This window comes from Mycobacterium sp. 5-140-3-2, assembly GCF_035666375.1.
GTDB lineage: Bacteria > Actinomycetota > Actinomycetes > Mycobacteriales > Mycobacteriaceae > Mycobacterium > Mycobacterium intracellulare.
Genome location: NZ_CP142025.1, coordinates 5,138,647 through 5,158,734, shown reverse-complemented (window position 1 = coordinate 5,158,734; position 20,088 = coordinate 5,138,647). Strand labels below are relative to the sequence as shown.

Below are 20,088 nucleotides of genomic sequence, written 5' to 3'. Positions count from 1 at the left end.
AGATGACGCTGCGAGTGGTTCCCGAAGGACTGGCCGCCACCAGCGCCGCGGTGGAGGCGCTGACGGCACGGCTGGCCGCCGCACACGCGGCGGCGGCCCCGGCGATCACGGCGGTGGTCCCGCCGGCGGTCGATCCGGTGTCGCTGCAGACGGCCATGGGATTCAGCGCTCAGGGCCAGGAGCACTCGGCCATGGCGGCCCAGGGCGTCGAGGAGCTGGGCCGCGCCGGTCTCGGCGTCGGGGAAGCCGGCGCAAGCTATCTCGCGGGTGACACCGCGGCCGCTGCGACGTTCGGGATCGCGGGCGCCTGACGATGACTGCCCCCCTCGCCCCCATCTGGATGGCGTCGCCACCAGAGGTGCATTCGGCGTTGCTGAGCGCCGGTCCGGGACCGGGGCCGCTGTTGGCGGCCGCCGGTGCGTGGACCTCGCTCAGCGCCCAATACGCCACGGCGGCCGGGGAACTCAGTGCGCTGCTGGGGGAGGCGCAGGCGGGCGCGTGGGAAGGGCCGAGCGCCGAGCAGTATGTGGCGGCCCACCTGCCGTACCTGGCCTGGCTGCAGCAGGCCAGCGCCGACAGCGCGGGCGCCGCGGCGCAACAAGAGGTCGCGGCGACGGCGTACACGGCGGCGTTGGCGGCGATGCCGACACTGGGGGAGCTCGCCACCAACCACGCCGTGCACGCGGTGTTGGTGGGGACGAATTTCTTTGGCATCAACACCATTCCGATCGCGGTCAACGAAGCCGACTACGCGCGGATGTGGGTTCAGGCGGCCACCACCATGGGCACCTACCAGGCCGTCTCGGGTTCGGCGCTGGCCGCGGCGCCCCGCACCATGGCCGCGCCGACCATCGTCAATCCCGGGAGCGAGACCAACAACCTCACGTCCAACGCCGCACAGAACACCGGGGACTGGTGGCAGAACTTCATCCAGCAGTTGTCGAAGTTCCTGCAGGACTTCTTCCAGAACATCCAGCAGATGCTGCAGGACTTCTTCTCGAACCTGCCGGCGTTCCTGGCGGCCAACGGACCGCTGCTGTTCTTCATCGCCTACCAGGTGTTCTTCAACGCCGTCGGCTGGCCGACCTGGGGCGCGATCCTGACCGCACCGTTCCTGATTCCGCTGCTGCTGGGGATCGGCCTCAGCTCCCTGCTCACCACGCCGGCCGAGGCCGCGCCGGAGGCGGCGGCCCCGGCCGCGGTGGCCCCCGTGCTGGCGTCGAACAAGCCGTCCATGCTGCCGGCGGTCGCCATGGCGCCGACGGTGGCGACTCCCGCCGCCGCCCCAGCCACCACAGTCGCGGCCGGCACCGGCGCGCCGGCGGCCCCGGCGCCGGCGGCGGCGGCCGGAAACTTGGCCTACGTGGTCGCCTACGGCGCTGACCCGGACACCGGCGTCGGTCCCACCCTGACCGGGCGCGGCGGGGCCAAGGCGCCCGCGGCGACGATCCCGGCGGCCGGCGCGGCGGCACCGGCCCGCGCCGAGGCGCGGGCTCGGCGCAGGCGGCGAGCCGCGCTGCACGACCACGCCGACGAATTCGCGGACATGGAATCCGATTTCGGTGTGCCCCCGGACTACGGCGACGAGGAAGAGCTGGCTGCCGCGGTGGCTTCGGCCCAGGGGGCCGGACCGCTCGGGTTCGCCGGAACCAAGCAGAGGCAGAAGGCGTTTCAGGCGGCGGGATTGACCAAGCTGGCCGACGACGACTTCGGCGGCGGCCCACGGATGCCGATGGTGCCCGGCACGTGGGAGCAGGACGCCGTCAACGGTAGGGGCCCAGCCGAACCGGGGAAGGGGGGATAAGGCAGTCAGCCACATCCAGGTGAACTACTCCAAACCCCAACGGACGCAATAGAAAGGAATCACCATGAGTATGTTGGACGCTCATATCCCGCAGTTGGTTGCCTCGCAGTCGGCGTTCAGCGCCAAGGCCGCGTTGCTGCGCAGCACGATCAGCCAGGCCGAGCAGGAAGCGATGTCGGCGCAGGCCTTCCACCAGGGCGAGTCCTCGGCGGCGTTCCAGGCCGCGCACGCGCGGTTCGTGGAGGTCGCCGCACGGGTCAACACGCTGCTGGATATCGCCCAGGCCAACCTCGGCGACGCCGCCGGCACCTACGTGGCCGCGGACGCGGCGGCCGCCTCCGGTTACACCGCGTTCTGATCCAGCCACCCTTAGACGCCACCAAACCGCGAAAGGACTTCTGATGTCGCAGATCATGTACAACTACCCGGCGATGTTGAGCCACGCCGCCGACATGTCGGGCTACGCCGGCACGATGCAGGGGCTCGGCGCCGACATCTCCGCCGAACAGGCCACGCTGTCCAACGCCTGGCAGGGTGACACCGGTATGACCTACCAGGTGTGGCAGGCCCAGTGGAACCAGGCCATGGAAAGCCTGGTGCGCGCGTACCAGTCGATGGCCAGCACCCACGAGGCCAACACCATGTCGATGCTGGCCCGCGACCAGGCCGAAGCCGCCAAGTGGGGCGGCTAGTTCGTGGCTGAACGAGCCTGATGGAACCAGCTCCCAACGCCGTCGAGCTGACGGTCGACCACGCGTGGTTCATCGCGGAAACGATTGGGGCGGGAAGCTTCCCGTGGGTATTGGCAATCACCTGCCCCTATCGTGATGCCGCGGAACGCAACGCGTTCCTCGACCGTCAGAAGGCGGAGCTCACCCAGATGGGCCTGGTATCGGAAGGCGGGCTCATCAACCCCGCGGTTGCCGAGTGGATCAAAGTGGTGTGTTTTCCCGAGCGGTGGCTCGACCTGCGCTACGTCGGCCCCGCCAAGGACGCCGGTGCGGCCGGCGGCGCCGGCGAGCTACTGCGCGGCATCGTCGCGCAGCGCGCCGGGGCCGGCGGCCGGCCGTCGAGGACGGTGGTCGCGTTGCGCAGCGCGCAGCTGATCACGTTCACCGCCATGGACATCGACGATCCACGCGCCCTGGTTCCGGTCCTGTGCGTCGGGCTCGCCCAGCGGCAACCGGCTCGGTTCGACGAGTTCAGCATGCCGACCCGGGTGGGCGCCCGCGCCGACGAGCGGCTGCGTTCCGGTGCGCCACTCGCCGAAGTCCTTGACTATCTGGGTATCCCGCAATCTGCGCGTCCTGTGGTGGAGTCGGTGTTCAACGGGTCGCGAAGCTACGTCGAGATCGTCGCCGGCTGCCACCGCGACGGCCGACACTCCACCACCGAGGTGGGGATGAGCATTGTCGACGCAAGCGAGGGCCGGGTCCTGGTCAGCCCGTCCCGCGCGTTCGACGGCGAGTGGGTTTCGACCTTCGCGCCCGGCACCCCGTTCGCGATCGCCGTCGCGATCGAACAATTGACCGCCCAATTGCCCGACGCCGGATGGTTCGCCGAACACCGGCTAGCACGAGACTTTTCGAATTCAACACTGTCCGTCCAACACTGAAAGAAATAGAGAAGAGAGCACGATGTTCCAGGAACGGCCGCAACATTCTTCGAGGGTCCGGTGACGTCCGGAACCGTCATGCCGATCGTCCGCGTGGCAATTCTCGCGGACAGCAGGTTGACGGAAATGGCCCTGCCCGCCGAGCTGCCGCTGCGCGAAATCCTGCCCGCGGTCCAGCGTTTGGTGGTCCCGGCCACCGCGAACGGCGACGCGGAGGATGCCTCCGGCTCGCGCGGCGCCGCCGAGGTCGGTGGCGCGACCCAACTGAGCCTGGCGCCCATCGGTGGCGCGCCGTTCAGTCTGGATGCGAGCCTGGACACGGTCGGCGTCGTCGACGGTGACCTGCTCGCGCTGCAGCCGGTGCCGGCCGGCCCGGCCGCACCCGGAATCGTCGAGGACATCGCCGACGCCGCGATGATTTTCTCCACCTCTCGGCTCAAGCCTTGGGGCACAACGCATATCCAGCGTGGCGCGCTGGCCGCGGCGATCGCCGTGGCCTTCCTGGCGACCGGCCTGTCGGTCACCTACCGCGTCGCCACCGGCGCGCTGTCCGGGCTGGTTGCGGTCAGCGCGGTGGCGGCGCTGACCGCGATCGTCGGCCTGCTCGTCACGGCGCGCTCGGCGCGCACCGGCACGGCGCTGTCGATCGCCGCGCTGGTGCCCATCGCCGCCGCGCTGGTGCTGGCGGTGCCGGGCAGGTTCGGCCCGGCGCAGGTGATGCTGGCCGCGGCCGGGGTCACCGCGTGGTCGCTGATCGCCTTGATGGTGCCCAGCGCCGAACGGGAACGTATCGCCGGATTCTTCACCGCGACGGCGGTGCTGGGCGCGGCGGTGCTGCTGGCCGCCGGAGCCGAATTGCTGTGGCACGTCAAGCTGGTCGCCATCGGCTGCGGGCTGATCGTGGCCGCGCTGCTGGTCACCATCGAGGCGGCGCAAATGTCCGCGCTGTGGGCCCGTTTCCCGCTGCCGGTCATCCCGGCGCCCGGGGATCCCACGCCGTCGGCGCCCTCGCTGCAGGTGCTCGAGGACCTGCCCCGCCGGGTCCGGATCAGCGACGCCCACCAGAGCGGATTCATCGCCGCCGCGGTGTTGCTCAGCGTCCTGGGCTCGGTCGCGATCGCGCTGCGCCCGGAGACGCTGAGCGGCGCGGGTTGGTACGTGGTCGGGGCGACCGCCGCGGCATCGGTGCTGCGCGCCCGGGTGTGGGATTCGGCCGCCTGCAAGGCGTGGCTGCTCGCCCAGCCCTTCCTGGCCGCCGGCGTGCTGCTGGTGATCTACACGGCGACGGGACGCTACGGCGCCGCCCTCGGTGCGGCCGTGGTGCTCCTGGCGCTCGTGGCGGTGTGGATCGTGCTGGCGTTGAACCCGGGAATCGCTGAGCCGGAGAGCTATTCGCTTCCGGTGCGCCGGCTGGTGGGCTTCGCCGCGGCGGGACTCGATGCCTCGCTGATCCCCGTCATGGCGTTCGTGGTCGGGTTGTTCAGCCTGGTGCTCAATCGATGATTCGATCGGCATCAGCCTGCTTCGCGGCGGTGTTGGCCCTGTTGCCGGCCACCGCGACGTGGACGAGTCCGCCGGCTTTCGCGATCAGCCCGCCGACCGTCGATCCCGGCGTCCCCCCACCGAGCGGGGCGCCGGGGCCGGTGCAGCCGATGGAGCAGCGCGGACCGTGCGTGACGTCCGGGGTCATCCCGGGCAGCGATCCGGGCGCCCCCACGCCCAGCCAGTCGGCGCTGAATCTGCCTGCGGCATGGCAGTTCTCGCGTGGCGACGGTCAGCTGGTCGCCGTCCTCGACACCGGGGTGCGGCCGGGCCCGCGACTGCCCAATGTCGAGCCGGGCGGCGACTTCGTCGAGGCCACCGACGGCCTGACCGACTGCGACGGACACGGCACGCTGGTCGCCGGGATCATCGCCGGCCAGCCGTCGCCGGACGACGGGTTCTCGGGCGTGGCCCCCGCGGCGCGGGTGGTGTCGATCAGGACGTCGTCGGCCAGGTTCTCCCCCCGCACGCCGGGCGGCGACCCGCTGATGGCGCGGGTGTCGACCGAGGTCACGACCCTCGCCCGGGCCATCGTGCACGCGGCCGACCTCGGCGCCCGGGTCATCGACGTCGGCTCGGCCACCTGCCTGCCCGTCGACCGCCCCGTCGACCAGGCCGCCCTCGGCGCCGCCGTGCGCTACGCGGCGGTGGACAAGGACGCGGTGATCGTGGCCGCCGCGGGCAACAGCGGACCGACCGGATCGTTCGCCGGTGGGACGTTGTGCGAATCCAACCCGCTCACCGACCTGAGCCGTCCGAACGATCCGCGCAACTGGGCCGGCGTCACCTCCGTGTCCATCCCGTCGTTGTGGCAGCCCTACGTGCTTTCGGTGGCGTCGCTGACCCCGGAGGGCCAGCCGTCGAAATTCACCGTGGCGGGCCCGTGGGTGGGTGTCGCGGCGCCGGGCGAGCGCATCGTGTCGGTGGGCAACGGTGACGGCGCGGGCCTGGCGAACGGCCTGCCCGACGACCATCAGCAACTGGTCGCCCTCACGGGCACCAGCTACGCGGCCGGTTACGTCGCCGGCGTCGCGGCGCTGGTGCGCAGCAAGTATCCCGATCTGTCCGCCACCGCGGTGACGCATCGCATCACCGCGACCGCGCACAACGGCGCCCGCGACCCGTCCAACGTGGTCGGCGCCGGCAGCGTGGACCCGGTGGCCGCGCTGACCTGGCAGTTGCCCGCCGGCGACCAGCCGAGCGGGGCGGCGGCCAAGCAGGTCGCTCTGCCTCCGGCCCCGGCGCCCGAGAACACCACACCGCGGACCGTCGCGGTGGTCGGCACCGCCGTGCTGGCCGTGCTGGTCGCCGTGGCCGGCGCGGTCACCACCATCGCCGCACGCCGTCGAAAGGACCCCACCCCGTGAAGATGTCGATACCTACCCCCGGGAGCGGGCGAATCACGTTGGCGCTCTTGGCCATTGTGCCCGCGGTTATGGCCTACCCGTGGCGATCGCCACGAGACTACTGGCTGCTCGGCATCGCGGCGGCCGTCGTGATCGTGCTGTTCGGCTGGTGGGGTGGCCTGTATTTCACCACCTTGGTGCGCCGCCGCCTGGCGATCATCGGGCGCGCCAACGCGTTCACCCCGCAGCCCCCCGCCACGGCGACCACCGCCCTGGTCCGGGTGGGCGCACCGGAGGACGACTCCGATGTGCTGCCGCTGCCGCTGATCGCCGGCTACCTGGACCGCTACGGCATCCGGGCGGACAAGATCCGGATCACCAGCCGGGACAACGCCTCCGACGCGTCGCGGCGCGAGACCTGGATCGGGCTCACCGTGTCGGCGCCGGAGAACCTGGCCGCGCTGCGGGCCCGCTCGCCGCGGATCCCGCTGCAGGAGACCGCCCAGGTCGCGGCGCGGCGCCTGGCCGACCACCTCCGCGAGATCGGATGGGAAGCGACCGCCGTCGCACCCGACGACGTTCCCCGGCTGTTGACGTCCAACCCCCGCGAGCGGTGGCGCGGCGTGCAGCGCGGCGCATCGGATTACATTGCGGCATACCAGATCCGGGTGGATGAGGCCTTGCCGGAGACGTTGGACGCCATCCGGTCACATGCGGCCCGCGAGACCTGCACCGCGTTGGAGATCGCCGGCGACAAGGCCCACCCCACCGTCGCGGTGGCGTGCGCGTTCCAGACCGACACCCCGCCGGAGCGCACGGCGCCGCTGGACGGGCTGACCCCGCAGCGCGGGAACCACCTGCCCGCACTGACGGCGCTGGACCTGTTGTCGACGGCGCGGCTGGACGGACACACGACCGCGCCCGCGGGCCTGCTCGCCCAGCTGCACTGGCCCACCCTGGTCGGCGGGGCCCATCGGGCGTCGTCGGCCGGCGGCCCGGAAACCAACTCGGCAACCACCGAGACCACCGACACCCTCGAGGCCGCTAGAACATGACCTCCTGCAGGAACGCGGTCATCCGGCGCAGGTAGTCCAACTGGCTCACGTGCAACACGTGGCTGCCCGGAAACCAGTGCAGCGCACAGTGATCCCAGTGCCGCCATAGCTTGACGGCGTGGTCCGGCGGCGCCATCCGGTCGCCGAGGCCGGTGATGATCATCCGGCGGTCCCGGCCGACCAGCGGCGGGTAACTGAGCGGGCAGTGGTACGCCATGCCGGCGCTCAACGCCTCGTGGCTGATATCGGAGAGGCGCAGGCCCATCCGCACCAGCTTGTTGGCCGGGAACCATTCGTCGAACAGCGTCGCGGGAGTGACGACCGGGCAGTTGGGGATGGCGGCCTCGAGCCGATCGTCGGCGGAGGCCACCAGCGCCGAGGTGTAGCCACCCAGCGAGATGCCGGTGAGCGCGATCCGGTCGACACCGGTGTGGCGCAGGTAGTCGATGATGGAACGAAAGTCGTGCACGGCCTGGGCCATCGCCTCGGCGAAACCGCTGAGACCGCCGGCGAAATAGCCGAAACCGCTGAAGGGCGAGAACTTTTCGGCCCGCTTGCCGTGAAAGGGCAGCGTGTACATCAACACGTCGTAGCCCGCCCGGTAGTACCAGGGCAGCGAGAAGAACCGCCCGTTGGCCAGATACCACGACCCCATGAAGCCGTGGATGACGCACAGCGTGGGCCGCGGCCCGTCGTCGTGGCGCCAGTGCTGCGCGCGCACCATGTTGTTGGATCCCCACGCGCTCCAGCGCGCGCGCATCGCGGGGTTGATCGCGGTGAAGCTGCTGGGGAACGCGATGTTGTCGACCGTGCCGCGCGCGACCCACTCCGCCAGCGGGCTGGCGCGACGCGAGGTCACCCGCGGCAACTCGGTGGGCGCCGGAAAGGACCGCGCGGGATCTCCCGCCGCCCCCAGCTCGGCGTAGAAGTCGAGGTTGCTCCGCTCGGTCGAGGCATCGGATTGCCGCAGGGCGCCCGCGACCACGAACGGTGTCACCGTGGTGGTGAGCAGCGAGGCCACCCAGGTGCGCAGGGCCAGATCACCGAGGGCCGATGCCTCGACTACCATTCGCTGACGGGGCGACAACGCCGAGTGGGGGGTAATCCGCCGGCGCCGGCCGGCACATCGGCGCCGGGAACGTCTGGAACGGGGACCGGCGGGTCGATCGGATCCATGTCGGGCGCCACGAACGCCGATGGTAGCCGGACGGGCTCGCGCTTCCAGGATGTTCGACCGGTTTCGGTCGCTACGGTCTTATCCGGGGACCACGGCGGTGATGCCGGTGCACCATAGGGGTAATACGGTTTGCTATCAGCCGGCTAGCGACGGCGCGTTGATCAGGAGGACCGACATGTGGGACCCGGACGTCTACCTGGCCTTTGCCGATCACCGCGGCCGGCCCTTCTACGATCTGCTGTCGCGGGTGGGCGCCGAGCGGGCGCGCCGCGTCGTCGATCTCGGTTGCGGGCCCGGACACCTGACGACATACCTGGGCCGGCGCTGGCCGGACGCGGTGATCGAGGCGATGGACAGCTCCCCGGAGATGGTGGCCGCCGCCAAGGAGCGCGGCATCGACGCCGTCACCGGCGACCTGCGCGACTGGAAGCCCCAGCCCGACACCGACGTGGTGGTCAGCAACGCGGCCCTGCACTGGGTGCCCGAGCATGCCGACCTGTTGCTGCGGTGGGCGGGCGAGCTGGCGCCCGGATCGTGGATCGGGGTGCAGATGCCGGGCAACTTCGAGTCCCCGTCCTACGCGGCGGTGCGGGCGCTGGCCCGCCGTGAGCCGTATGCGAAGTTGTTGCGCGACATACCGTTTCGCGTCGGTGCGGTGGTGCAGCCGCCCGCGCACTATGCCAACCTGCTGCTGGACGCGGGATGCCGGGTCGATGTCTGGGAGACCACGTATCTGCATCAGCTGACCGGCGAGCATCCGGTGCTGGAGTGGATCACCGGCACGGCGCTGGTCCCGGTGCGCGAGCGGCTCGACGACGACACCTGGCAGCAGTTCCGCGAGGAGTTGATTCCGCTGCTGTCCGACGCCTATCCGGCGCGCTCAGACGGCTCGACGATCTTCCCGTTCCGGCGGGTCTTCGTCGTCGCCGTGGTGGGCGGCGCGGGCCGCGCGTAGCGGGTCGCCACCATCGGACCAGCCGCGACTATCGCTGCGCGGGCTTGCCTTCTTCGATGCCCCGGTCGGCGGCGATGGCCGACCGCGGGGTCGGCTTGGCGCCGTGATGGATCTGCAGGTACGTCTCGGTGTACCGCGCGGCGATGCGGGTGCCGGCGAACTCCGAGGGGATGACGTCGCCGGTGCGCTGGCGCCAATCATGCAGCAGGACAGCGAGATCGGCCGCGACGTCCTCGACGTCCGCGCCGTCGTCGGCCAGCAGGTTGGTGGTTTCGGTGGGATCGGCGCGCAGATCGTAGAGCTCCCGCTCGGGCCGCGGCGCCGTGACGAGCGGGGCCACGGCCACCCCCGACGGGCTTTCCTCGATGTCCCAGGGCAGATCCAGCAGCGGCCGCGACGCGTAGTTCTCGATGTAGCTGTAGTCCTTGGTGCGGATCGCGCGAATCGGATCGAACGAGTCGTGATAGGTCTTCATCGTGTACACCTCGTCGCGCACCGGCGCGGCGGGCGGGTCCGGCTCCAGCAGGACACCCGCGTGCGACACACCGTCGACGTCGGCGGGGGCGTCGATTCCCAACAGCCCCAACAGCGTTGGCACCAGGTCGACGGCGCTGAACAGCTCGTCGTAGACGCGGGGCGTCACACCCCGGTCAGTGGGTGGCCGGATGATCATGCCGATGCCGGTTCCCGCGTCGTACAGCGTGGATTTCGCGCGGGGGAACGCCGGGCCGTGGTCGGTGAAGAACACCACCCAGGTGGTGGCGTCTAATCCCGTGTCCGCCAGCGTGTCCAGCAACCGTCCGACGGCGGCGTCTGCCGCGCTGATGGCCCCGTAGAAGGCGGCCAGGTCGCCACGCACCTCGGGGGTGTCGGGCAGGTAGTCGGGCAGCTCGACGTCGGCGCCCTCGGCCGGGGTGTATCGGTCCTCGGGGTAGGGGCGGTGCGTCTCGAAAAACCCGGCGGTCAACAAAAAGGGTTGTCCCACCAGGCCATCGGCGCTTTGCCGCAACCATTCGTCGGCCTTGTCGGCGACGTAGTCGCAGTAGGAGTTCGATACGTCGAACTCGTCGAAACCCAGCCGCTTAGGGTAGGACGTCTCGTGCTGCATGCCGAAAAGCGCTGAATACCAACCCGATTCGGACAGGATTTGGGGGAGTGTGCGGATTCCGCTGCGGTATTCCCAGCCGTGGTGCGCCAGGCCGATGAGGCCGTTGGATTGCGGATAGCGTCCGGTGAACAGCGACCCGCGCGACGGCGAGCACAGCGGCGCGGTGGCGTGCGCCCGGGTGAACAGGATGCCCTCGGCCGCAAGGCGGTCCATTCGCGGGCTCGACACGTCCGGGTGCCCGTAGACGCCGAGGTAGCGGCCCAGGTCGTGCCAGTGCACGATCAGCACGTTGTCCTTGCCCGGCGTCAATTGCGTCACCTCTCACCTTGCCCCGCGACCGGCGACGATACCGCAACGTGCTGCGGCGATCCCCGCCGCGTCGGCTCGTCAGGCGGACGGGAGGCGCCCCCACCGGTTCTCGCAGACGAACTCCGACAGCGGCCGCGCCACGGCCCAGCCGTCCAGTTCGAGGGCCGGGCGATCGGGGAATTCGGGCACCGGCCCCAGGCACAGGATGGCCACCGGCTCCGCCCCGTCCGGCATGTCGAGCAGCGAGGCCAACCGTTGCGGATCGAAGAGCGACACCCAGCCCATGCCGAGCCCTTCGGATCGCGCTGCCAGCCACAGGTTCTGGATGGCGCACGACACCGACGCCAGGTCCATCTGCGGCAGGGTGCGCCGCCCGAACACGTGCTTGTCGCGGTCGTCGCCCAGCGCCACCACCAACAGTTCGGCGCAATCGAGGATGCCCTCCACCTTGAGCGCCAGGAATTCGTCGCCCCGCTCGCCCAGCGCGGCGGCCGTGCGCGGGCGTTCCTCGTCGACGAGTGCGTGGATGCGGCGCCGCAGCGCATCGTCGGTGATCCGGATGAAGCGCCACGGCTGCATCAGCCCGACGCTGGGCGCGGCGTGCGCGGCCTGCAGCAGGCGTGCCAGCAGCTCCTCGTCCACCACCGCGCCGGGAACGAACCGGCGCATGTCACGGCGTTCGGAGATGACGCGATAGACGGCGCGCCGCTCCTGCGGGCTGAATGCCTGATCGGTCACGTCAGCCATCGTAGGAAATCCGCATTAGCGTGGACGTGTCCCGAAGGGAGTGTCCCGTGAAGCCTTCCGATGTCCTCGAGCAACTGGCCGCCGATCCCGCCGCCGGCCGCGGCTATGGCGAGCCCTACCAGACCCCCGACGGCACCACCGTCATCGTGGTCGCCAAACCGCTGGGGGTCTTCGCCATCCGCGACGGCCGGGCCACCTGGACGCCGGCCGTGGACGCGAATCGCATCGCCCTGATCGGGGTGGTCACCGGCCTGCTGGCCGGGGTGATCGGCAGCCTGGCGGTGCTGCGGCAGCCGCCGTGGCCGCGGATCACGATCAGGGACTATAGGTAACGCCAACCGCGCGGAAGACGTATTCCGGCGGCATGTCGAACGCCAGCGACCGCCGCGGCAGGGTGTCGAGCACCTCGGCCGGGATGGCGACCTTGTAGTGCAGCGACAACTCGCCGCTGAACTTTTGGTCGACCGCGGAGACATCGACGTCGACCTGCAGGCCCGTCGACGAGATCTCCACGTTCGCGGCGCCGGTCTGCGGCGCGTCCCAGCGCACGCTGACGGTCGGGCCGGCCAGCCGGGGCAGCATCGACAGCGTTGCCAGCACCCGCTCCGAGGTGAAGGCCAGCGACCCCGTGTAGCTGGCGACGCCGTGCGGCAACCGCACCCCGGGGATGGTGCCGCTGAAACGCCGGGTCACCGCGACGTAATCGGCAAGGTAGATAAGGCCTTCCGATTCGACCTGGGCGTGCAGCTCGTCGGGCAGCTTGCCGATGCCGAACAACCTGCGGACAAAGACGGCCATACCGCCAGTATGACCGCGCGGCGCGACTCCGTGGGGCGGGCGCACGGCCGCCGCCGCGGCCGTGCTGGTATCGGTGGGTGATGACCCGCCCGAGGACGCCGTTGGCCGCCGGGATCGCCGCGCTGGCCGCGGCGGTGTACGCGCTCATGTGGGTGGGCTACCGCCAGCACTGGGCGTGGCTGTACCGCGTGGACTGGTCCCTGCTGGACGGGGCGCGGGCGCTGGCGATCAAGCACCCGTCGTGGCTGCGGTTCGCCGAATCGGTGTCGTTCGTGCTGGGACCGGGCGCGCTGGCCGTGCTGGGGATCTCCGTGACGGTGCTCGCCCTGGTGATGCGCCAACTGCGGGCCGCGCTGGTGCTGGTGCTGGCGTGCGCGCCGTGCAACGAGTTCGCGACGGCGGCGGCCAAGGCGCTGGCCGACCGCCCGCGGCCGCCGACCATGCTGGTCCCGGCGGCCGCCACCTCGTTTCCGTCCGGTCATGCGCTCGAGGCGACCGCCGGGCTGCTCGCGATGCTGTCGTTCGCGCTGCCGATGATGAACGTGGCGGTGCAGCGCATCGCGGTCGCCGCGGTGGCGGTGGCGCTGCCGGCGGTCGGCCTCTCCCGGGTGGCGCTGAACGTGCATTACCCGTCCGACGTACTGGCCGGCTGGTCGCTGGGATACCTGTATTTCCTGGTGTGCCTCTGGGTTTTTCGTCCCCCCGCCCCGACCGTCCGAGCTAAAGCCCTGCGGCGGTGGGCATTTGGTCACGGCGCGGTGACCTAACCGGGGCTAAAGCTTTACTTGACCGCGAGGATGCGCGGGTCTGACGATGGAGTGCATGCACCGACTGCTCACGTCACTGTGCGCTGCGGCGTGCGTGATTTTCGCCTCGGTGGTGCTCGCGCCGATCGGCGCGGCTGCCGGCGCTCCCTGGTTCGCGAACGCGGTCGGCAATGCGACACAGGTGGTTTCGGTGGTGAGCACCGGCGGCTCGAACGCGACTATGGAGGTCTTCCAGCGCACCGGCACCGGCTGGCAGTCGCTGCGTTCCGGCATTCCCACCCACGTCGGTTCGGCGGGGATGGCGCCGCAGGCCAAGAGCGGCGTCCCGGCCACTCCGATGGGCGTCTACACCCTGGACTCCGCCTTCGGCACCGCGCCGAATCCCGGCACCGGGCTGCCCTACACCCAGATCACCGGGGGAAACTACTGGTGGAGCGGCGACGACCACAGCGCCACCTTCAACTCGATGCAGGTGTGCCAGAAGGCCCAGTGCCCGTTCAACACGGCCGAGAGCGAGAACCTGCAGATTCCGCAGTACAAGCACGCGGTCGTGATGGGCGTCAACAAGAACAAGACCCCGGGCGGGGGCGCCGCGTTCTTCTTCCACACCACCGACGGCAAGCCCACCGAGGGGTGCGTGGCCGTCGACGACGCTCAGCTGGTGTCGATCATGAAGTGGCTGCGGCCCGGCGCCGTCATCGCCATCACGAAGTAGCGCCTCAGTCGGTGGCGATGGCGCGACCGGGTTTGAGCGTGAAGTTCATGCCCTCCAAAGACATTGTGGCGTCATAGGTTCGGTCGTAACCGGTGCCGCTGATCTTCCACCCGGCCTCGGTGCGGCGGTAGGTGTCGCGGTAGAAGGCCGCCCCGATCAACATGAAGTTCAGGTCGGACACCATGACCCGGTCCTGCAGATACCAACTGCCCGTTGCGGTGTCGCCGGTGACGGTGATGTCCGGATGGGTCACCCGGTGCTCGGTGATGACGTTCGCGGGCAGCGACGTTCGCATGTACTCCACCAACTCGGCGCGGTTGGTGAAGTGCAGCTCGTTGCCGATCGACGGCCCGTAATCGGCCTTGATGTCCTCGGCCAGGGTGTCGGCGAAGTCATCCCAATGCTTGGTGTCCAGCGCGCGCAGATACCGGTATTTGACTTGCTTGATCGCTTCGATATCGGCGAGATCGTCGAGGGTCATCAGGTCATTGCAGCACACGCTGGTGCGCCGTCCGCGTTCGCATCGAAGAGCCGGCGGGTCACGTGTCGTGGTGGGCGAGGTAGGAGGTGACCATGTCGATCAGGGCACGCCGTTCCAGGCTCCAATCGATGGCCGTGCCCGTGACCATCTGCGCCAGCACCACACCGCGCAGCGTGGCCCAAATGACCTCGGCCACACCGGCATGCGCGGGTTCGGTGGTGATCAACCGCCCCAGCTGGCCGATCGCGGCGTTCATGTCGAGCAGGTGACGCCGCGACGACGGGTCCGGGCCGCCGCGGGTCTCGCGCAGGATTTCGAAGGCGGCCATCGACGTCGGGCTGCTGTAGCAGCCCCACGCGGTGTCGACGACGACCTCGATGCGGTCCCGCAGCGGCAGCTCGCTGACGTCGGCCGACGACAGGCTGTCCACCAGGCGGGCCACGCCGTCGTCCACGACGGCCATCAGCAGGCCGTTGCGGTCCCCGAAGTGGTACTGGATGACCCCCCAGGTCACGCCGGCGCGTTCGGCCACGTGCTTGGCGGTGGCGGCGGAAAACCCCTCCTCCACGATGCAGCGGACCGTCTCATCGATGATCTTCGCCCGGGTGTCATCGCCGCGCTTGCGGGGCGCGGTGGTACGCCGAGTGGGCCCGACGGGGCGACCGGGCGGCTGGCCGGCAACGATGGACATTGTTGACTTTATAACATAGCCGAGTCTATTTTTGGGGCGTGAGCAGCCCCTCGCGATACGCGCAACTGTCCCGTGACGAACTCGTCGTCCTGGTTCCCGAACTGCTGCTGATCGGACAGCTGATCGACCGGTCCGGGATGGCCTGGTGCATCTCCTCGTTCGGCCGCGACGAGATGGTCCAGATCGCCATCGAGGAATGGGCGGGCGCCAGCCCGATCTACACCCGGCGCATGCAGAAAGCGCTGAACTACGAGGGCGACGACGTGCCCACGATTTTCAAGGGCCTGCAGCTCGATATCGGTGCGCCACCGCAATTCATGGATTTCCGCTACACCGTCCACGACCGTTGGCACGGCGAATTCCAGCTGGACCACTGCGGCGCCCTGCTCGACGTGGAGCCGATGGGCGAACAGTACGTCTTCGGGATGTGCCACACCATCGAGGACCCGACCTTTGACGCCACCGCGATCGCGACCAACCCGCGCGCGCAGGTGCGCCCCATCCACCGCCCGCCGCGAACGCCGGCGGACCGCCATCCGCACTGCGCATGGACCGTCATCATCGACGAGTCCTACCCCGAGGCGCAGGCCATCCCGGCCCTGGAGGTCGTCAGCCAAACCCGCGCCGCGACATGGGAACTCGACCCCATCGATCGCTCGGACGAGGGGCAGGCGGACTACTCGGGCCCGTTGCTGTCCGACTTCGACTTCGCCGCCTTCTCGCATTCGGCGCTGGTCCGGATGGCCGACGAGGTGTGCCTGCAGATGCACCTGCTGTACCTGTCGTTCGCGATCGCGGTGGCCGCGCGTGCCGCCGGCGACGACGAATCCCTCGGCGTGTGCACCCGCGGCCTGATCGGCATCGCGGGCGTGGCCGCCGAACGCATTCACCGCGCGCTGAAGCTTCCGGGCGGGGCCGAAGGCGTCCTGCGGGTGCTCGAGCTGCACCCGCTGCTGAACCCCGCGGGCTACGTTGTCGCCGAGACGGAGTCGAACCGGCTGCACGTCCGCCCGTCGCCGGCGCACGACGACCGTGCCTGGATCTCGTTGTGCTCCCCGGAATCCGTGCAGCCGCTGCAGGCGATCGCCACCGCGGTGGATCCGCGCATCGAGGTTCGAGTTAGCGGAACCGCCACCGACTGGACCGCCGAACTGGTTGAAACCGACTCGCCCACCGAGGAACTGCCAGAGGTTTCGGTGGTCCGGGTCAGCGGCGGATCGACCTTCCAGTTCGAGCCCAGGCGTTCGCTGCCGCTGACGGTGTTGTAACGAAAAGCTACTTGTCAAGGGGTTTTCGGTACCGCTTCGGTGACGCAAGCGCATCGAGCGGATACCAATGACATTGCGAAGCATCGGCTTTGGGCGTGTCCGAGGCTATGGTTAACGCTGGCCACCGACCCCTATAGACGAAGGTTTTCGCTCTATGTACGACCCACTTGGGTTGTCGATCGGGACCACGAACCTGGTCGCTGCGCGTAATGGAAGCCCACCGGTTAACCGCCGCTGCGTGCTCACCCTTTATCCGCACTGTGCACCGAAAATTGGTGTGCCCGAAGAGAATCCGCCGCTAGCCGAACCCGGCGTGCCGATGAGAAACTTCGTCGAGCGCATCGGGGACTCGGTCGCGCTGGTGTCGCCCGACGGTTCCGCGCATGATCCGGAGCTGCTGACGGTGGAGGCCCTGGACGCGATGGTGCTCGCCGCCGGCGCCGATGCGGCGGCTTCGGAGATCTCCATCGCCGTTCCCGCGCACTGGAAACCGAGCACGGTGCAAGCGCTGCGCGACGCCCTGCGGACGCACGTGGGGTTCGTCCGAAGCGGAATGGCGCCCCGCCTGGTCTCGGACGCGATCGCGTCGCTGACCGCGGTGAAATCCGAGCTCGGCCTGCCCGACGAGGGCATCGTCGGGCTGCTCGACTTCGGCGGCAGCGGCACGTCGGCCACCCTGGTGAACATCGCCGGTGACTTCGAACTCGTCAGCGCCACCATGCGCTACACCGCGTTGTCCGGCGACGAGATCGACCAGGAATTGCAGCTGCGCGCCTTCGAGGAGCTGGGCCACGGCAGCGGCCTGGACCCCGGCAGCACCGCCGGTGTCGGGCAGCTCGGCGAACTCAGGGAACAGTGCCGCGCGGCCAAGGAACGCCTTTCGGTCGACATGGCCACCGACATCGTCGCCGAGCTGGGCGGGCGCAGTTGCAGCCTGACGGTGACGCAGGACGACCTCGAAGAGCTGATCCAGGATCGGCTGACCGGCTTCATCTATGCCTTCGACGACATGCTGGTGCGCTACCGCAAGAGCTGGTCGGACCTCGCGGCGGTGGTCACGGTCGGTGGCGGGGCACGCATTCCGCTTGTGACCGAACGACTTTCGATGCACGGGCGCACGCCGATCCTGACGCCGTCGCAGCCGGCCTTCGCGGCGGCCTGCGGGGCGCTGATCCTGGCCTCCCGCGGGGGCGAGCTGGATCTGCGAACCCGCACGTCGATCGGGCTGCTCGCGACGGCCGACGCCGCCGGCGACGTCGTGGACCTGGGCGCCGGCGACGTGCTGGTGATCGACGACGAGGCGCTCACGGATCGCGAACTGGCGTGGTCGCAGACCGACGACCCCGGCGACCTGCGGATGCGATTCGGCGGCGAAACCTACGACGAAGACGGTCCGGCCGGCTGGTCGATGCGGCTCAACGTCATCGACCCACCCCGGGAACGGCGACCCTGGCGGCGCCTCCGGATCTCCCAGCTGATCATCGGGATGTCCGCGGTGGTCGCCATGACCGCGGTCGGCGGCGTGGCCTACACGCTGACCGGGATCGAGAACCGTCAGGCCCCGCCGGCGCCGTCGGTCGCGCCGCCGCCCGCGCCATCCGTCAAGCCCGCGGCGCCGGCTCCGGCCGCACCGCCGCCGCCCACCGCCGTGCCCCCACCCCCGCCGCCGAGCGCGCAACCCGTCCCAAGTCCTGCGCCGCCGCCGCCCGAACCCCCGCCGTCGCCGCCACCGCCACCGCCTCCGGTCGTGGTGACCACGGCACCGCCGGCGCCGGTCTACACCCCGCGGCACACGGCGCCACCGACGACGACCGCGCCGCCGCAGCCGACGGTCACCACCACGGCCCCGCCGTCACCGACGGCCACGACGACGTCGCCGCCTCCGCCCACGAGTGAGGAGCCCGTCACCACCAGCACCACGACCACGGTGCCCATGACGACGGAGTGGATCCACGTCCCGCTGCTGCCGGTGCCGATACCGATCCAGGTTCCGCAGAAGCAGGCCCCGGCGACCCCCCAGTACCCGCAGTACTCGCCGCAGTACCCGTCGAACGAGTATCCGCAGTACCAGCCGTATCCGGGGAATGAGTATCCGCAGTATCCGGGAAGTTCGCAGAATCCCTACTGGGGCCCGGGTTATTAGCGTCGGTCCTGCTTAGGCGGTCCATCTGCGCGGCCATGCGCGCGCGGGTAACGTTTGTGTCACCAAGTTCGGATGGGGTCTCCCCGTCATGCCCTCGCTCGGGGGGCGTTCGAAAGACCTTGGAGGCGTTACGTGGACATCGTGCTTGGGGTGTCGATAGCTCCCGGGACGGTCCGCCTGGTAGCGATCGAAGGCCAAGACGCCGACGGTGTGACCGTCGAACAAGAAGAGTTCGAGGTGGGCGCCGCCGGCAATGCGGTCGATCGGGTGATCGACGCGATCGGCGGCACCCGCGAAGGAGTGGTCGAGGGCGGCCACCGGTTGAGCTCCACCGGGGTCACCTGGACGAACCCCGCCGACGTCGCCGCGCTGCGGGCGGCCATCAACGCCAGCGATCTCGGCGACGTGATGATGGTCGCGCCCTTGCTGGCTGCGGCCGCGCTGGCGCAGACGGTCGGCGACGCGCTGGCCTACGAGCGCATCGCGATGCTGTTCGTGGAGACCGCCAGCGCGACGCTGGCCGTGGTCGAGGTCGGCGACGGTTCCATCGTCGACCTGCACCGGCGCCGGATCACCGGCACCGCGGCGCCCGCCGAGCTGGCGACGATGGTCGCCGGTCTGGACGCGGGCGGGTCCGCGGCGGACGGCGTGTTCATCGTCGGCTGCGGCGCCGACATCGTTGCGCTGAAACCCGCGATCGAGGCGGCCACCTCGCTGCGGGTGACCGGACCCGAGGAGCCGGACATGGCGCTGGCCCGCGGGGCCGCGCTGGCCTCGGCGAACGCGCCGCTGTTCGCGTCGTCGACCGCGGCCCTGGCCTACGCCCTGGACCCGGGCACCGGGGAATTCGGCCCTTTGGCCGTCGGTCCGAGCCACCTCGACCTGTGGGGCGACGCCGGCACGGGCACCGGTTTCCGCGCGTACAGCGCCCTGGCCGACGACGCCGAGGAAGACGAAGACCAGCGGCCTCCGCGCCGGAGCCGCGCCATGCTGCTCGCCGGCAGCGCCCTGGCCGGCATCGCCGCCGTGATCGCCGGGGTCGTGCTGGTGACGCTGACGGCGGATCAGCCGACGGGTGAGGGGCACAACGCCGGCGTCAGCGTTGCCACCCCCGGCATCCAGCTGCCGGCCGCGCCGCCCAGCACCCCGCCCCAAGCGCAGCCGCCCGCTCCGAGCACGTCCCCGCCGGCGCCCGCGCCCACCGCCGAGGTGGCCGCCCCCGCGCCCGCGCCCGCCCCGATCGCGCAGCAACCCGCGCCGCAGACCACGGCCACGTCGGCGCCCCCGGCGCCCGTCCGTCGCGCCCCGACCCGCCAAACGCCGCAGTACGTGCCCCAACCGGTAGAGCAGGCGGCCCCCCCGCCGGCCGCGCCTGCCCCCGCGCCCCCGCCGGTCGCACCGCCGCCGCCGCCACCGGCCGCGCCGCCGCCGCCCAGGCCCGCGCCGGTGACCATGTACCTGCACTTCCCGTTCGTCACCGTGCCGATCCCGATCACCCCGCCGGCGCCGCCCCCGGCCCCCTAGCACGTGGCACACGCGCGGAGTTGAGCGCACACTGGCAATGACG

20 protein-coding genes and 1 pseudogene are annotated in these 20,088 nt (G+C 70.4%); 15 read left to right on the top strand and 6 right to left on the bottom strand.

The genetic code is table 11. The features are described from left to right. The first annotated feature begins 2 nt into the window (after window positions 1-2). The 8 genes from P6281_RS24225 to eccE all read left to right on the top strand — a co-directional run bounded on the left by P6281_RS24225 (window position 3) and on the right by eccE (window position 7,362). The gene (locus P6281_RS24225; protein ID WP_008261668.1) at window positions 3-311 is read left to right on the top strand and encodes a PE family protein; all 309 of its coding nucleotides are present in this window, start codon (window positions 3-5) and stop codon (window positions 309-311) included. 2 nt (window positions 312-313) lie between these two features. After that, window positions 314-1,804, top strand: coding sequence for a PPE family protein (locus P6281_RS24220; protein WP_036429551.1), 1,491 nt, complete (start codon window positions 314-316; stop codon window positions 1,802-1,804). Window positions 1,805-1,868: 64 nt separating this feature from the next. Continuing rightward, a complete protein-coding gene (gene esxG, locus P6281_RS24215; protein WP_008261664.1) occupies window positions 1,869-2,162 on the top strand; it encodes a type VII secretion system protein EsxG in 294 nt (97 codons plus the stop codon). Window positions 2,163-2,205: 43 nt separating this feature from the next. Beyond that, window positions 2,206-2,496, top strand: coding sequence for a WXG100 family type VII secretion target (locus P6281_RS24210; RefSeq protein ID WP_008261663.1), 291 nt, complete (start codon window positions 2,206-2,208; stop codon window positions 2,494-2,496). A gap of 20 nt (window positions 2,497-2,516) precedes the next feature. Beyond that, complete coding sequence (locus P6281_RS24205; protein WP_008261661.1) at window positions 2,517-3,419, top strand: ESX secretion-associated protein EspG; 903 nt, start codon at window positions 2,517-2,519, stop codon at window positions 3,417-3,419. A gap of 78 nt (window positions 3,420-3,497) precedes the next feature. Next, on the top strand, window positions 3,498-4,922 hold the full coding sequence (gene eccD / locus P6281_RS24200) for a type VII secretion integral membrane protein EccD (protein WP_095763903.1): 1,425 nt from the start codon (window positions 3,498-3,500) through the stop codon (window positions 4,920-4,922). Next, window positions 4,919-6,328, top strand: coding sequence for a type VII secretion-associated serine protease mycosin (gene mycP, locus P6281_RS24195; protein WP_202376761.1), 1,410 nt, complete (start codon window positions 4,919-4,921; stop codon window positions 6,326-6,328). Before eccD ends, mycP begins: the two co-directional genes overlap by 4 nt. 2 nt (window positions 6,329-6,330) lie before the next feature. After that, complete coding sequence (gene eccE, locus P6281_RS24190) at window positions 6,331-7,362, top strand: type VII secretion protein EccE (RefSeq protein ID WP_041785830.1); 1,032 nt, start codon at window positions 6,331-6,333, stop codon at window positions 7,360-7,362. Here the strand turns inward: eccE and P6281_RS24185 are convergent. Then, window positions 7,352-8,538 (bottom strand): annotated as a pseudogene (locus P6281_RS24185) (alpha/beta hydrolase family protein). The gene eccE and the pseudogene P6281_RS24185 overlap by 11 nt on opposite strands. Window positions 8,539-8,714: 176 nt before the next feature. Here P6281_RS24185 and P6281_RS24180 point away from each other — a divergent pair. Next, on the top strand, window positions 8,715-9,494 hold the full coding sequence (locus P6281_RS24180; protein ID WP_009955670.1) for a trans-aconitate 2-methyltransferase: 780 nt from the start codon (window positions 8,715-8,717) through the stop codon (window positions 9,492-9,494). Window positions 9,495-9,522: 28 nt separating this feature from the next. Here the strand turns inward: P6281_RS24180 and P6281_RS24175 are convergent, their stop codons facing one another. Together P6281_RS24175 and bluB are read right to left on the bottom strand one after the other, a co-directional pair. Continuing rightward, window positions 9,523-10,920, bottom strand: coding sequence for a sulfatase family protein (locus P6281_RS24175; RefSeq protein ID WP_014381358.1), 1,398 nt, complete (start codon window positions 10,918-10,920; stop codon window positions 9,523-9,525). A gap of 69 nt (window positions 10,921-10,989) precedes the next feature. Continuing rightward, window positions 10,990-11,658 (bottom strand): 5,6-dimethylbenzimidazole synthase, encoded by a 669-nt coding sequence (bluB, locus tag P6281_RS24170; protein WP_014381357.1) that lies wholly within the window; start codon window positions 11,656-11,658, stop codon window positions 10,990-10,992. A gap of 47 nt (window positions 11,659-11,705) precedes the next feature. Between bluB and P6281_RS24165 the strand changes: the two genes are divergently transcribed. Beyond that, window positions 11,706-11,990: a hypothetical protein gene (locus tag P6281_RS24165; protein WP_014381356.1), complete on the top strand. Its 285-nt coding sequence runs from the start codon at window positions 11,706-11,708 to the stop codon at window positions 11,988-11,990. Here P6281_RS24165 and P6281_RS24160 read toward each other — a convergent pair. Next, window positions 11,974-12,456: a hypothetical protein gene (locus tag P6281_RS24160; RefSeq protein WP_009955665.1), complete on the bottom strand. Its 483-nt coding sequence runs from the start codon at window positions 12,454-12,456 to the stop codon at window positions 11,974-11,976. The two genes, P6281_RS24165 and P6281_RS24160, sit on opposite strands and share 17 nt — an antisense overlap. Before the next feature lie 80 nt (window positions 12,457-12,536). On the opposite strand from P6281_RS24160, the gene P6281_RS24155 reads away from it, so the two are divergent. Next, window positions 12,537-13,223 carry a phosphatase PAP2 family protein gene (locus tag P6281_RS24155; protein ID WP_201359332.1) on the top strand — a complete coding sequence of 229 codons (687 nt, stop codon included), beginning with the start codon at window positions 12,537-12,539 and terminating at the stop codon, window positions 13,221-13,223. 55 nt (window positions 13,224-13,278) lie between these two features. Continuing rightward, entirely contained in the window at window positions 13,279-13,938 is a 660-nt protein-coding gene (locus tag P6281_RS24150) for a L,D-transpeptidase family protein (RefSeq protein ID WP_009955662.1), read from the top strand. Between the two features lie 4 nt (window positions 13,939-13,942). Here the strand turns inward: P6281_RS24150 and P6281_RS24145 are convergent, their stop codons facing one another. Together P6281_RS24145 and P6281_RS24140 are read right to left on the bottom strand one after the other, a co-directional pair. Beyond that, window positions 13,943-14,419, bottom strand: a complete 477-nt coding sequence (locus tag P6281_RS24145; protein WP_014383424.1) for a nuclear transport factor 2 family protein — start codon at window positions 14,417-14,419, stop codon at window positions 13,943-13,945. A gap of 58 nt (window positions 14,420-14,477) precedes the next feature. Continuing rightward, window positions 14,478-15,110, bottom strand: a complete 633-nt coding sequence (locus P6281_RS24140; protein WP_014381353.1) for a TetR/AcrR family transcriptional regulator — start codon at window positions 15,108-15,110, stop codon at window positions 14,478-14,480. 38 nt (window positions 15,111-15,148) lie between these two features. Between P6281_RS24140 and P6281_RS24135 the strand changes: the two genes are divergently transcribed. The 3 genes from P6281_RS24135 to P6281_RS24125 all read left to right on the top strand — a co-directional run bounded on the left by P6281_RS24135 (window position 15,149) and on the right by P6281_RS24125 (window position 20,045). Beyond that, window positions 15,149-16,378 (top strand): hypothetical protein, encoded by a 1,230-nt coding sequence (locus tag P6281_RS24135; RefSeq protein WP_009955659.1) that lies wholly within the window; start codon window positions 15,149-15,151, stop codon window positions 16,376-16,378. A gap of 154 nt (window positions 16,379-16,532) precedes the next feature. Further along, on the top strand, window positions 16,533-18,521 hold the full coding sequence (locus tag P6281_RS24130; protein WP_324738543.1) for an Hsp70 family protein: 1,989 nt from the start codon (window positions 16,533-16,535) through the stop codon (window positions 18,519-18,521). Between the two features lie 132 nt (window positions 18,522-18,653). Next, window positions 18,654-20,045, top strand: a complete 1,392-nt coding sequence (locus P6281_RS24125; protein WP_008261628.1) for a DUF7159 family protein — start codon at window positions 18,654-18,656, stop codon at window positions 20,043-20,045. Window positions 20,046-20,088: the final 43 nt, after the last annotated feature.